12 protein-coding genes are annotated in these 13,342 nt (G+C 45.4%); 10 read left to right on the forward strand and 2 right to left on the reverse strand.

The window, feature by feature from the left end; genetic code table 11:
* The first annotated feature begins 141 nt into the window (after positions 1-141).
* From HQN88_RS18990 to HQN88_RS19005, 4 genes are all read left to right on the forward strand, one after another.
* On the forward strand, positions 142-2,328 hold the full coding sequence (locus tag HQN88_RS18990) for a RelA/SpoT family protein (protein WP_173115428.1): 2,187 nt from the start codon (positions 142-144) through the stop codon (positions 2,326-2,328).
* 22 nt (positions 2,329-2,350) lie between these two features.
* Complete coding sequence (gene dtd, locus HQN88_RS18995; RefSeq protein WP_173115431.1) at positions 2,351-2,791, forward strand: D-aminoacyl-tRNA deacylase; 441 nt, start codon at positions 2,351-2,353, stop codon at positions 2,789-2,791.
* A gap of 84 nt (positions 2,792-2,875) precedes the next feature.
* Positions 2,876-3,049 carry a hypothetical protein gene (locus HQN88_RS19000; RefSeq protein WP_173115433.1) on the forward strand — a complete coding sequence of 58 codons (174 nt, stop codon included), beginning with the start codon at positions 2,876-2,878 and terminating at the stop codon, positions 3,047-3,049.
* A gap of 135 nt (positions 3,050-3,184) precedes the next feature.
* A complete protein-coding gene (locus tag HQN88_RS19005) occupies positions 3,185-5,149 on the forward strand; it encodes an FAD-dependent oxidoreductase (protein ID WP_274319655.1) in 1,965 nt (654 codons plus the stop codon).
* Between the two features lie 98 nt (positions 5,150-5,247).
* On the opposite strand, the gene HQN88_RS19010 is transcribed toward HQN88_RS19005, so the two are convergent.
* Positions 5,248-5,565, reverse strand: a complete 318-nt coding sequence (locus HQN88_RS19010) for a hypothetical protein (protein WP_173115435.1) — start codon at positions 5,563-5,565, stop codon at positions 5,248-5,250.
* A 300-nt stretch (positions 5,566-5,865) separates the two neighbouring features.
* Positions 5,866-6,258 (reverse strand): DoxX family protein, encoded by a 393-nt coding sequence (locus HQN88_RS19015; RefSeq protein WP_173115437.1) that lies wholly within the window; start codon positions 6,256-6,258, stop codon positions 5,866-5,868.
* Between the two features lie 157 nt (positions 6,259-6,415).
* Here HQN88_RS19015 and HQN88_RS19020 point away from each other — a divergent pair, with 157 nt between their 5' ends.
* From HQN88_RS19020 to HQN88_RS19045, 6 genes are all read left to right on the forward strand, one after another.
* Positions 6,416-6,724: a winged helix-turn-helix transcriptional regulator gene (locus HQN88_RS19020; protein WP_173115439.1), complete on the forward strand. Its 309-nt coding sequence runs from the start codon at positions 6,416-6,418 to the stop codon at positions 6,722-6,724.
* Positions 6,725-7,157: 433 nt separating this feature from the next.
* Positions 7,158-8,423 (forward strand): histidine--tRNA ligase, encoded by a 1,266-nt coding sequence (gene hisS / locus HQN88_RS19025; protein WP_173115441.1) that lies wholly within the window; start codon positions 7,158-7,160, stop codon positions 8,421-8,423.
* 43 nt (positions 8,424-8,466) lie between these two features.
* Positions 8,467-10,248, forward strand: a complete 1,782-nt coding sequence (gene aspS / locus HQN88_RS19030) for an aspartate--tRNA ligase (protein WP_173115443.1) — start codon at positions 8,467-8,469, stop codon at positions 10,246-10,248.
* Between the two features lie 24 nt (positions 10,249-10,272).
* Positions 10,273-11,031: a tRNA threonylcarbamoyladenosine dehydratase gene (locus tag HQN88_RS19035; protein WP_173115445.1), complete on the forward strand. Its 759-nt coding sequence runs from the start codon at positions 10,273-10,275 to the stop codon at positions 11,029-11,031.
* A gap of 149 nt (positions 11,032-11,180) precedes the next feature.
* Positions 11,181-11,708: a PadR family transcriptional regulator gene (locus HQN88_RS19040; RefSeq protein ID WP_173115447.1), complete on the forward strand. Its 528-nt coding sequence runs from the start codon at positions 11,181-11,183 to the stop codon at positions 11,706-11,708.
* Between the two features lie 14 nt (positions 11,709-11,722).
* Positions 11,723-13,252: an MFS transporter gene (locus HQN88_RS19045; RefSeq protein ID WP_173115449.1), complete on the forward strand. Its 1,530-nt coding sequence runs from the start codon at positions 11,723-11,725 to the stop codon at positions 13,250-13,252.
* Positions 13,253-13,342 lie beyond the last annotated feature (90 nt).

Raw genomic sequence — 13,342 nt, forward strand, 5'->3', positions numbered from 1 at the left:
TCATAGCATTCTACGGAGTGAATGTGATGTGTTTGCGGCAGCTATGATGCTTTTTGTCGAAGCCTGTACGTGAATAGTTGACGAGGGGCCTGACTTGCAGGCATAATGAATAAAAATCGACTAAAGGGAATGGGTAGATGCATGGGTATAGAGCAGCTGCTGGAAAAGGCCGCCACCTATCTGAAAGAGAATGATTTGCAGAGGATTCGGGAGGCCTATGAATTCGCGGATGAAGCCCATCATGGCCAAGTGCGCAAATCAGGTGAGCCCTATATTCTGCATCCACTCGCTGTTGCAGATATATTGGTGAATATGCAGATGGATGTCACTTCGGTGATTGCTGCGCTTCTGCATGATGTGGTTGAAGACACGACAGTTTCGTTGGAAACTGTTCTAGATAAATTCGGGAAAACCTGTGCGATGCTCGTTGATGGTTTGACGAAGCTGGAGCGCATTAAGTTCAAATCCAAAGAAGAGCAGCAGAATGAGAATTACCGCAAAATGTTCGTTGCGATGGCGCAGGATATTCGCGTGATTCTGATTAAGCTTGCAGATCGTCTGCATAACATGCGGACACTTAAGTATCAATCGGAAGAAAGCCAGCGCCGCATTGCAGAAGAGACGTTGGAGATTTTCTGCCCGATTGCGCATCGACTCGGTATTTCCACGATCAAATGGGAGATGGAGGACATTGCCCTCCGTTATTTGAATCCGCAGCAATACTACCGAATCGTGAATCTCATGCAGAAGAAACGGACTGAGCGTGAGCAGTACATTGAAGATGTCATTCACAGCATCAAAGAGAAATTGGATGAGATGGGGATTCAAGGGGATATTTCGGGAAGACCGAAGCATCTCTACAGCATTTACAAAAAAATGAGCTCCCGCGGCAAGCAATTTAACGAGATCTACGATCTCATGGCTTTGCGCGTCATTGTTGACGGCATCAAAGATTGCTATGCTTCTTTGGGTATCATTCATACGTTATGGAAACCAATGCCTGGCCGCTTCAAGGATTATATTGCGATGCCGAAACCGAATATGTATCAATCCTTGCACACGACCGTTATTGGGCCGAAGGGTGAGCCGCTAGAGGTTCAGATTCGGACGTGGGAAATGCATCGTACCTCTGAGTTCGGGATCGCCGCGCATTGGGCTTACAAAGAAGGCGGGACAGTTGTTCCATCCGGTACCTTCGAGGATAAAATGAGCTGGTTCCGCGAAATTCTGGAGCTTCAGCATGAAACGAACGATGCGTCTGAGTTCATGGAATCCATGAAGATGGATTTCTTCTCTGATCTTGTTTTCGTCTTTACGCCAAAAGGGGAAGTCATCGAGCTTCCGGCAGGGGCGGTTCCGTTGGATTTTGCCTATCGCATTCATACTGAAATTGGGAATCGTACCATTGGCGCCAAAGTCAATTCGCGGATCGTTCCGCTCGATCATAAGCTCAAAACCGGCGATATTATTGAAATTCTAACTTCTAAGCATTCCTATGGGCCTAGTCAAGATTGGATCAAGATCGCGCAATCGTCCCACGCACGCAGTAAAATTAAGCAGTGGTTTAAGAAAGAGAAGCGTGAAGAGAACGTTGAAAAAGGTAAGGATATGATTGAGCGCGAGCTTAAACGCTTAGCTATCGATCCTCCAACCTTAATGAGCGATGATAAAATGTTGGAAGCAGCGAAGAAATTTAATTTTAGCGATATTGAAGACATGCTCTCGGCAGTTGGTTTTGGTGGTATTACAGCAGCACAAATATGTACCAAGCTAACGGAGAAGCTGCGCAAGGAAGCGGAAGAAGCACAGATTATTAAGCTGAGCAGTGAAGTGAAAGAGGTCAAAGCCCCTGCTTCTACGGAGCGTAAAAGCCGTCCTACGAACGGCGTTCGCGTTAAAGGAGTAGACAACTTGCTGGTTCGATTTGCGCGATGCTGTAATCCGGTTCCAGGGGATTTCATCATTGGCTATATTACTCGGGGACGCGGCGTTTCAGTCCATCGCTCGGATTGCACGAACATTCCGACGAGTATGGGTGAGGAAGAACGAGTAATTGAAGTGGATTGGGCAGAGGCTGTTGAATCTAATTTCAATGTGGAAATTGAGATTACAGGTCATGATCGCCGCGGCTTCTTAAACGAAGTGCTGCAAGCAGTTTCTGAGAGCAAGACGATGATTTCAGCTGTTTCAGGCCGTTCTGATAAGAACAAAATGGCAACCATTCATATGACGATTTTGATTAAAAATATCGATCATCTGCAGTCTGTTGTAGAGAAAATAAAACGCGTCAAAGATATTTATTCCGTTCAACGGATTATGCAGACCTAGCTAGTAAGGGGATTTAGGAACGATGAGAGTTGTTGTTCAACGTTGTAAGAATGCAGAAGTAACGGTCAATAATCAAACGATCGGTCGCATCGAGCAGGGGCTTATGCTGTTGGTTGGCATAACCCATGAAGATACCGAACATGATGCGAAGTATCTTGCAGATAAAGTGGCCGGGCTTCGAATTTTTGAAGATGAAACAGGTAAAATGAATTTGTCTGTCCTCGAGACAGGGGGAGCGATTCTATCTGTGTCACAATTTACCCTGTATGGGGATTGCCGCAAAGGCAAGCGCCCGAATTTCATGTCGGCAGCTCGTCCTGAACAAGCGGAACCGTTGTATCAGGAATTTAACAGATTGCTCAGAGAGCAGGGGTTACAAGTTGAAACGGGTGCATTTGGTGAAATGATGGATGTTTCCCTGACGAATTGGGGACCTGTAACCTTGGTGATCGATAGTAAATAAGCTATCTGGATGAAGGATTTAGGATAGGCAGTCTGAACGGTGGTTATACTATACATGTATAAACTAGCGGTTAGGAGCCTACAGATGCGTCAATCCATCAAAGAAAAGATGATGACTGCCCCGATACAGCAACTGTTTCATACCTCGATGGCTGAGCGGATGAGTCAAGTAAATGCTTTTGCAGATGTTGAAATTAGTGCAGAATTCACTTCTGATCAGGAAAAAATGAAAAGTATTCCTAAGAAATCGTTCCGGTAATTCATAAAACCACGTCTGTGCTGTTTGTCAGCCTTGCGTGGTTTTATTTGTGCCAAAGGCAGAATTTCTCTCCTCCATCAAATTGTGGTAAACTAGCCTATGGAATTATTGTAAGACATGCAGGAGATAAGGTGGGTGCTTAAAGTCGTAATGGCAAATTCAAATCGCAACAAATCCACATCCAGAGGTTGGCTATGGTTAATGGTAGTATTGATTGTACTTACGCTGGTTGCAGCAACGGCCGCCATGTACTATCAATATAATCACCATAAGAATGCCAAAGGTCATAGTGATCAGCAACAAGCTCTTGAAGAAGTGAAATCGGTAAAAAAGGCCAAAGAAGCCTATGATGTCATTGTAATTGGTACGGATCCAGAGGGAATAGCCGCTGCAGTTTCGTCAGCTCGGAATGGATTGAGCACACTGCTAGTCGATGGCCGGGATCGTGAGATTTTTGGTGGATTGATGACACTCGGCTGGATTAATTCCTTGGATATGAACTATTCTACGAGCAAAACCTTGCTAGGCAAGGATGATGTGTGGAACAAAGGGTATTTCTCGGAATGGTATGCCAAAACGGAAGGCGATTCATTCGATGTGAATACAGCGGCCAATGCCTTCTATGAAGCCGTAAAGAATGAAAAGAATATCGATGTCTTGATGAAAACGAAGAAGATTGATCCACTGCTTTCGCAAAGTAAAAATGCGGTGCAGGGCGCGACGATCACACTTGAGAATGGCAGCACGCAAGTTGTCAAAGCTGTATCCGTCATTGATGCCACACAAGATGGTGACTTCGCAGCGGCAGCAGGGGTTCCTTTTACAATGGGACATGAGGATATCGGGGATCCCAAATCGAAAATGGCCGTCACGTTGGCCTTTCGTTTGAAGAATGTCACACCTGAAGTATGGAAATTGATGGCCAACCGATTGAATGGGGACGATAATTCGGGTACGGGTGTTACAGATGTGAGCGTATTTGGATACAGTGAAATGAGCAATTATCCTGCAATTAACAAGGATAGAGCCAAAATGAGAGGCCTCAATATGGGGAGGCAAAATAACAATACGGTGCTTATTAATGCCTTGCAGATTTTTGGTGTAGACACCTTTGATCCGAAGTCCGTACAAGAGGCATTCGATATTGGGAAGAAGGAACTGCCGAATATTGTGGCTTATATGCAGAAAACGTTCCCGGAATTCTCATCGATCGAGCTCGATGGCTCCGCGCCTGAGCTCTACGTGAGGGAGACCCGCCACATGCAAGGCGAATACCGATTGAGTATCGTCGATGTATGTACGAATGGGGACCAATGGGATCGTATCGGCTTCGGATCTTATCCCGTTGATATCCAGCGTATAGCGCCTACAGACTCAGGTAATGTCGTATGTAAGCCGAAACAATACGCGATTCCATTCCGCAGCATTGTTCCACAGAAGATTGATGGCTTACTCGTTGTAGGCAGAGCGGCAAGTTACGATACACTGCCACATGGAAGTGCTCGTGTTATGCCTACGGGCATGGCAGAGGGTGAGGCAGCTGGAGCTGCGGTGAGCTTGGCGAAAGCAGAGAACATGACGTTCCGTCAGATTTCAGCATCCAAAGACATGATAGCGAAGCTGCAGGCTCAGCTGAATAAGCAAGGAATGGAAGTTCAGCCGATGACCATTAAGCCGCAGGCATTTATGGAGCATAAGTCATTTGAAGGCTTGAAAACGGCGATGATGCTCGGCCTAGCATCAGGTGCTTATGACAATAACTTCCGCTTGGACGACGCGGCCAATCCGAAGCGTATGGTCAACGTGGTTGGTGGTGCACGGAAGATGAAGCCAGATGCATTCACGGGAGATGTGAACCAAGCCATCTCGAAGCTAGAAAATAACGACAAAATTCCGCTAACGCTTGAGCAAGCTAGCTATACGTTTACACAAGCCTTAGGTATAAAAGGTACAGCTGCAGAAGCACAAGCGAAGCTGATAGAGAGTAAATTGCTAACTGCTGCAACGATTAATGGGATTGCTGATAAACAAAAATTGACCAATGGGGACACGTACATGATGATTCGTGACGTTAAGATTGGTTTGACAGGTAAGCCGTAGCAAAATCAATAAAGAGCCTTATTGCCGCAGTAGATGTGGCTGTAAGGCTCTTAGTTTGTAGGTGGCTACGAAGGAAATGATGGTTGCGGTTACATTTCTCAGTCTTCGTCGGCAGCTTCTTCGTCCGCTTCTACTTCAGCGGATTCCTCTGCTTCTTCTTCGGCTTCCGCTTCTGCTTCCTCGTCTGCGGATTCTTCGCTTTCAGCTTCCTCTGATTCCTCAGCTTCTGCTTCTTCTTCTTCAGCCGCTTCCTCTTCCGCTTCAGCTTCCGTATCCGACTCTTCAATGGCCTCTTCTTCGGCTGCTTCGTCGTTAGCTACTTCATCGTCAGCAGTTTCGGCTTCGGTTTCGGATTCTTCAGAGAAAAGCACCACGAGATCTTGACGTTCCTCTTGAAACTCGTTTTGTAGTGTCATTGTTACAGCCTCCAGATGTTATATTCAAGGCCATCTGCCTTGTTGTACATGTATATGTGAAATTAGGCCGAATATACGAATGAAACGAAATGAAAATGCTTGAAAGTAAACGGAATTTTGGTGTAATCAAATTGTAATACGAGCTTCATGTTCCTTTAATCTTGGAGGGATATACTAATAGTCGACCCCCTTTAAAATATAAACTTTCGAAAGCCTGCTGCCCCGTGCTGCAGGCTATTTTCTTTGTGTTCAAAAAGAAAAACCGCCTCAGCCTAAGCTGGACGGTTGATCTTAAATAGATTACATAAGTGCATCTATGGAATAGTCACCAGCACCGATTAAAGCAACGCCAAGTGCAATGACGAGTAAGGTTAGATTATATTCAAATCCATTGGAAGTTACCCAATATCCGTTTTTGCCATGAACTTTAATAATAGCCATAATCATTGTAATAATAATAAGAGCTGCGCCAACTTCTGTCCATAGACCAGCGGCAAAGAGCAGACCGCCACCTAATTCAATTAAACCAGCAACTACCGCCATCATGACACCTGGTTTAATACCTATGGATTCGAAGAATCCGCCTGTACCTTTAGGCCCGTAACCGCCAAACCAACCAAACAATTTCTGTGTACCATGTGCCGCCATCGTTAACCCGATCACCAAACGAATAATTAGAAGTCCTAATGCCATACTAACATCTCCTCTTTAAATATATTTTGTTTAATAACTTACTTTATGTTAGTATATTATTACGAAGCACTTACTTTTGTCAAGCGACTATGATAAAATAGTTCTTACAGAAGTGTTTGATGCCGTAATCGGCAAGAACTCGAAGGAGATGATTAAGATGGAAAATGATCAACTATGTCCCAAATTCGAGCATGCATTCGAACTTCTGGGAAAACGTTGGACAGGACTTATCGTGAATGTGTTGCTATCTGGGCCTAAGCGGTTTAAAGATATCTCTATATTAATCCCAAGTATGAGTGATCGCATGCTTTCGGAAAGATTCAAGGAGCTCGAAGCTGCGGAGATTATTATTCGTCATGTGTACCCAGAAACGCCGGTACGTATTGAGTATGAATTAACGCCTAAAGGGAAAGGACTTCAGCCTGTTATGGATGAAGTACAAAAATGGGCAGACTCTTTTAGCTAAATATAGGTTGAGGACGCATAGTAAGTATGGTTGTCTCTTGACTTTGCCCTTACCAATGTTTACAATAACCATAATGTAATTCCATACGAATGTGATCCATTGAAGGGACACAGTAATTCGCCCCCACATGTACAGAGAAGGAAGCCTAGGCTGCAAGCTTCCCATGATGAGTGAATGAACAGACCTCCCCGAGGACCAACTGGGAACAGCCATGAGCTTATGTGCTAAGTAGTAGTTGTGCGAATAGCGGGCGTTAACCGCAAAGAGCAAGATGTGTTTGATTGCGTAAGCAAGCAACATAGCATGCTGAATGTGGGTGGTACCACGGGTGAATTTGTTAATCAAATCTCTCGTCCCTGACGTAAGTCGGGGATGGGGGATTTTTTGTTTTTAGCATGGTAAGCGTAAGTAGAGAAAAAGGGAGGTTACTTAGATGAGTATTCAGAAGCCGAAAGGTACACAAGATCTGCTTCCGGGCGAGGTAGAGAAGTGGCAGTACCTTGAAACCAAAGCGAGAGACTTGTGTCAACGTTTTAATTACAAAGAAATCCGTTCGCCAATTTTCGAGAGCACTGAGCTTTTTTCGCGCGGGGTTGGAGAAACGACAGATATCGTCGAAAAAGAAATGTATACCTTTCTGGATAAAGGCGACCGCAGCATGACGCTTCGCCCAGAAGGTACGGCGGGAGTCGTTAGAGCGTATGTAGAAAATAAACTTTATGGGATTCCTGATCTGACGAAGTTGTTTTATGTAGGCCCTATGTTCCGCTATGAACAGCCGCAAGCGGGGAGATACCGCCAGTTTCATCAGTTCGGCATTGAAGCTTTCGGATCGGTGGATCCAAGTATTGATGCAGAAGTGATCGCGCTTGGCTACACGTTCTATAAAGAGATTGGACTCAAAGAAGTAACCGTGGAGGTCAACTCCGTGGGTACACCCGCTGTTAGAACGGCTTATCGTGAGCAGTTGCAGGCTTTCTTCGCGCCAGTGAAGGATCAGCTGTGTAAGGATTGTCAGTCGCGCTACGACCGCAATCCCATGCGTATTCTCGATTGCAAAATTGATCAAAAGTTTGGTGTAGGCGCACCTGACATCCTTGAGTTCTTGGATGAAGAGTGCCGTACACACTTTGCACTGGTGCAAGAGCACTTAACCGCGATGGAGATTCCATTCCGTATTAACCCCCGTCTTGTGCGCGGTCTTGATTACTACACGCACACTGCGTTTGAATTTAAGGCAGCGGGTATCGGTGCGATCGACACGATTGGTGGGGGCGGACGCTATAACGGTCTAGTCGAACAGATTGGTGGACATGGTACAGATCAGCCAGGTGTAGGCTTGGGTCTCGGTCTAGAGCGTATTCTGCTTGTACTGCAAGCGCAAGGGGTTGAAATTCCGAAGCCTGAGCCGCTTGATGTGTACTTGATTGGACTTGGTGAAGCCGCGGAGAAAGAAGTTACGAAGCTTCTACACCAGCTGAGAGTTCAAGGTTTAAAAGCAGAGAAGGACTATCAGGGCCGCAAGATGAAGGCTCAAATGAAGTCCGCTGATCGTTTCCAAGCAACGTATGTAGCCATTCTTGGTGATGATGAGTTAGCACGCGGCGAAATTACGCTGAAGAAGATGGAAACAGGGAATCAAATCACGGTAAGTTTAGTGGATCTGGCCTCACAAGCTGCAAAGACACTATTCGAATAGATAGCAACATCATTCATAAAACTTCGAGGAGGCAACAACAATTATGATGCTCAAAACACATCATTGCGGGCAGCTAACAAAAGCCCATGTAGGCGAAACAGTAATACTTAATGGGTGGGTGCAAGTAAGGCGCGATTTTGGCGGCCTTCTTTTCATCGACCTACGTGATCGCAGTGGTTTAATACAAACGGTGTTTAACCCGGATTTCTCTGGCGACGCATTGGCTATTGCTGACCGTGCGCGTAATGAGTACGTCCTTGCAATCAAAGGGAAAGTCGTAGAACGTGATGCTGAAACAGTGAACAAAAACATTCCAACAGGTGAAATCGAAGTTCAAGTAACCGATATCGAAATCATGAACGCAGCGAAAACACCTCCGTTCTTCATTGAAGATGGCGTGGAAGTGGACGAAGCGGTTCGTTTGAAATATCGTTACCTTGACCTACGTCGTCCGGAAATGCAACGTACCTTGATGCTGCGTTCCAAAGCGTCCAACATATTCCGTAATTTCTTGGATTCCCAGGGGTTTATTGACGTCGAAACACCGATTTTGACGAAAAGCACACCAGAAGGCGCACGTGACTACTTGGTACCAAGCCGCGTACATCCTGGTGAGTTCTTTGCACTTCCACAATCCCCACAAATCTTTAAGCAATTGTTGATGGTTAGTGGTCTTGAGCGTTACTACCAAATCGCTCGTTGTTTCCGCGATGAAGATCTTCGTGCAGACCGTCAACCTGAGTTCACGCAAGTCGACATCGAGACGTCCTTCTTATCCCAGGATCAGCTTCTTGAGATTCTCGAAGAGCTTGTTGTGAAACTGATGAAAGAAACAGCAAATGTTGAAATTCCTCGTCCGTTCCAACGGATTACACATGCGGACGCGATGGCGAAATATGGATCCGACAAGCCGGACCTTCGTTTCGATCTTGAGTTGAAAGATGTATCCGATATCGTGTCCACTTCTGGTGTTCAAGTATTCGCGAGCGTAGTGAACGGTGGCGGTCAAGTTAAAGCACTTAATGCCAAAGGCTGCGGCACTTGGAGTCGTAAAGAAATTGACGATCTTCTACCATTTGCAGCACGTTACGGCGCGAAAGGTCTGGCTTGGATTCAAGTGAAAGACGGCGAGTTCAAAGGGCCTATCGTGAAATTCTTCAACGAAGCTGAAATTGCAGCGTTGACCGAGCGTTTAGGCGCGGAAGATGGAGATCTACTTCTATTCTCTGCGGATAAAAAGAAAGTCGTTGCTGATGTACTAGGTAACCTTCGTCTGAAAATCGGTCGTCAACTAGGTCTTATCGATGATTCCGTATTCAAATATGCTTGGGTCGTAGACTTCCCACTTCTTGGGTACGATGAAGACGCGAAACGCTATGTAGCAGAACATCACCCATTCACTCGTCCGAACGAAGAGGACATTCATTTCTTCGATACAGATCCAGGTCAAATTCGCGCGCAAGCCTACGATCTAGTCTTGAACGGCTATGAAGTAGGCGGCGGATCCATGCGGATTTACCAACGTGATGTACAAGAGAAAATGTTCGCAGCGCTAGGCTTCTCCAAAGAAGAAGCGTATGAACAATTCGGCTTCTTGTTGGAAGCATTTGAATACGGTACGCCTCCACACGGTGGTTTTGCCTTCGGATTTGACCGTTTGGTGATGTTAATTACTGGCCGTACAAACCTAAGAGAAACGATTGCATTCCCGAAAACAGCTAGCGCAACAGACTTGTTGATGGATGCTCCGGGAACTGTTGATGATAAACAACTAGAACAACTATCGATTCGCTTAGCGCTTAAGCAGCCTGCTGCCAAAGCCTAAGAACCTTGAAGAGGAAGTGTTTCTATGCTTCACCAATTTTCGCGAACAGAACTAGCAATAGGACCTGAGGGTCTTGAAATTTTGAAAAATAGTACAGTTGTTGTACTTGGTATTGGCGGTGTCGGTGGCATAGCAGCTGAAGCACTGGCACGCTCAGGCATTGGTCGATTGATTCTAATCGACAAAGATGTTGTTGATATCACGAATATCAACCGTCAGATCCATGCCCTTACAACAACAGTAGGTCAGCCCAAGGCTGATCTGATGCGGGACCGTATCCTTTTAATAAACCCCGAGTGTGAAGTTGTTTCTCTGCGGATGTTCTACACAGAAGAAACGTATGAGCAAGTATTCGCGTATCCGATCGATTATGTGTTGGATGCGAGTGATACAATTGAGTACAAAATTCATTTGATCAAACAATGTCTCGAGCGTAAAATTCCGATGATTTCTTGCATGGGTGCCGCGAATAAAATGGATCCAACGCAATTCCGAATTGCGGATATTTCCAAAACAAGTATGGACCCGATCGCACGTGTCATTCGTCAAAGATTGCGTAAGGAAGGCATCAAGAAAGGCGTTAAGGTCGTTTTCTCGATGGAAGAACCAATGAAGCCGCGAGAAGACGTGACTGAGCAAATCGTGCCTGCGGATGCGCCAGATAGACGTAAAGCGAAACAACCGCCTGCGAGTAATTCTTTTGTACCTCCTGTAGCGGGTCTTATTATGGTGAGCGCGGCTGTGAAGGATTTGCTGGAGATTGGTGCGAAGAAGAAATCATAGAAGTCAGGGATACCCGTAAAATGGGTGTCCCTTTTTTATTATATATCGATAAAGCATATATTAATAAAGTATATATTGACTCGATATATGTAATCTGATAAATTGTAAGTAGATCGAGACAGTTATCACCAAAATGGAGGCTGCACAGCATGAATAGTCAAGATGTGATTTTGGGTTTATTAATGCACCATAGCTTATCCGGCTATGACATCAAGCACAAGATGGAGACGGTTCTATCCTACTTTAATAACGCGAGCTTCGGCACGATTTATCCTATGCTTAGCAAAATGGAGAAGGAGGGCTTGATTACCAAGGAAAGTGTCATCCAAGAAGGCAAGCCGAATAAAAACCTCTATTCCATCACGGAGGAGGGGCAGAACCAATTTAAACAGTACATGTATAGTCCAATTGAAAACGATGAGTTCAAGTCGGATGCGATGACACGGTTGTTTTTTGGCGAGTTTGTAGAAGCACATATCATGGTTGGTGTGTTAGAAGAGTTCCTTAACCGCACGAAGGTCAATTTGGAGAGACTACGCCAGTTGTACGTGGACTGCCAGCCCGAGATGTCGCCTACACAGGAAATTTGTATTCAGATTGGCATCAATAATTCAGAAAGTAAAATCCATACCCTGACACAAGGGATAACACGGTTAAAAAATGTAGAAGAGAAGTGAGGTGGATTTTGTAAATGGCGAATAAGAAAACAGGTTTGATTATTTTGGCGATGGCACTCGGACTTCTCATGTCTGCACTGGACAACACCGTGACATCAGCGGCGATTTCGCACATCATTAGCGACATTAATGGGTTTGATAAAATAAGCTGGGTATTCACTGCCTATATGCTTGCCTCTACAAGCACAATGCTTGTATTTGGAAAGTTATCGGATATGTTCGGTAGAAAACTGTTTTATATGATTGGAATTTCGATCTTCCTAATCGGGTCGGCTTTATGCGGAATGGCACAAGATATGAACCAGCTTATTGTGTTCCGTGCCATTCAGGGTATCGGTTCTGGAGCGATCTTCCCGATTTCGTTTACGATTATTTACACGATATTTGCCGACCCCAAGCAGGCGGCTAAGCTGTCAGGTGTTTTTGCAGGGATATTTGGATTATCTTCTGTTGCTGGCCCGCAAATCGGTACACTCTTGGCTGAATCATGGGGCTGGCGCTGGTGTTTCTACGTGAATTTGCCGCTTGGTGTATTATCGTTCCTTGTCTTGTTCTTTGCTCTAAAAGAATCTCGCTCCGATCGTCGTCCGAAAATCGATTATCTAGGCACGCTGTTTCTCATCGTAACAACGGTTTCACTTATGCTGGCGTTAGAGTTTGGTGGTAAGGATTACGCCTGGGGTTCATGGCAAATCATTAGCTTGATAGCAGTCGCAGTTGTTGTTGGTTTCTTCTTCATACAAGTGGAGCGCCGAGCGCATGAACCGATTCTTCCGTTACCTTTATTCAAAAATCGGATGGTTCTAGCCACGGTCTTAGCTTGTCTATGTCAAGGTGCGATTATGTTCTCGGCCATTGCTTATTTGCCTATTTTCTCAACAGCTGTTCTGGGGAATGCGAATTCGAATAGTTTGCTGACTCCTATGATGTTTTCCTTAATGGTTGGTGCTGTTGGCTTCGGATTCCTGCAACGTTACTTCAGCTTCCGTGCTGTGTTCGCGTTCAGCATGACAGCGGGGATTATTGTAAGTTACCTACTTAGCGTAGTAAGTCATGATGCAAGTAAGTTTTATATGATTGTACTTATGGTCATTCTAGGCGTTGGTGCGATCGGCCCCTTAATGAGTGTGGCTCAAAATGCCGTAGCACAAAGTGTAGACCGCAAATATATCGGTGTCAGCTCTTCGATCGTTGGGTTCTGGCGAAATATTGGCGGGGTGCTAGGGGCGTCAATTATGGCGACCATCGTGAATAATAACTACAGCAGCCTCATTCAGGAGGGTGCTGCTGTGCATCAAATGCCGCTTGATAAACTTGCTACGTTGGGGAACCCCGAGCAATTGATACGTGCAGGTTCGACGCTGCCACCTGATACAATGAACTTCCTGCGCGACTCGTTAGGAACAGCGATCAATCATGGTTTTATCCTTAGTATTGCCTTTGGCGTTGTCGGCTTAGGCGCTGCCTTTATTGCGGGTCCCTTGCGGTTCGCAGCCCCAGCACCTCGTCAAGATGCACAGACAGAGCCTGTTGTTTCCCATTAGATATAGCTCCTCCATGCGTATCGAAGCGCATTGGAGGAGTTTTTTTATTAGACTAGACATGACATGCCAATTCAGGCAAGGTATAATGGA

Source organism: Paenibacillus qinlingensis (assembly GCF_013204845.1).
Classification (GTDB): domain Bacteria; phylum Bacillota; class Bacilli; order Paenibacillales; family NBRC-103111; genus Paenibacillus_E; species Paenibacillus_E qinlingensis.

Excerpts from the sequence above, each read along its gene's own strand:
- HQN88_RS18990 (WP_173115428.1), top strand. The coding sequence starts at position 142 with ATGGGTATAGAGCAGCTGCTGGAAAAGGCCGCCACCTATCTGAAAGAG.
- dtd (WP_173115431.1), top strand. The coding sequence starts at position 2,351 with ATGAGAGTTGTTGTTCAACGTTGTAAGAATGCAGAAGTAACGGTCAAT.
- HQN88_RS19000 (WP_173115433.1), top strand. The coding sequence starts at position 2,876 with ATGCGTCAATCCATCAAAGAAAAGATGATGACTGCCCCGATACAGCAA.
- HQN88_RS19010 (WP_173115435.1), bottom strand. The coding sequence starts at position 5,565 with ATGACACTACAAAACGAGTTTCAAGAGGAACGTCAAGATCTCGTGGTG.
- HQN88_RS19015 (WP_173115437.1), bottom strand. The coding sequence starts at position 6,258 with ATGGCATTAGGACTTCTAATTATTCGTTTGGTGATCGGGTTAACGATG.
- HQN88_RS19020 (WP_173115439.1), top strand. The coding sequence starts at position 6,416 with ATGGAAAATGATCAACTATGTCCCAAATTCGAGCATGCATTCGAACTT.
- hisS (WP_173115441.1), top strand. The coding sequence starts at position 7,158 with ATGAGTATTCAGAAGCCGAAAGGTACACAAGATCTGCTTCCGGGCGAG.
- aspS (WP_173115443.1), top strand. The coding sequence starts at position 8,467 with ATGATGCTCAAAACACATCATTGCGGGCAGCTAACAAAAGCCCATGTA.
- HQN88_RS19035 (WP_173115445.1), top strand. The coding sequence starts at position 10,273 with ATGCTTCACCAATTTTCGCGAACAGAACTAGCAATAGGACCTGAGGGT.
- HQN88_RS19040 (WP_173115447.1), top strand. The coding sequence starts at position 11,181 with ATGAATAGTCAAGATGTGATTTTGGGTTTATTAATGCACCATAGCTTA.
- HQN88_RS19045 (WP_173115449.1), top strand. The coding sequence starts at position 11,723 with ATGGCGAATAAGAAAACAGGTTTGATTATTTTGGCGATGGCACTCGGA.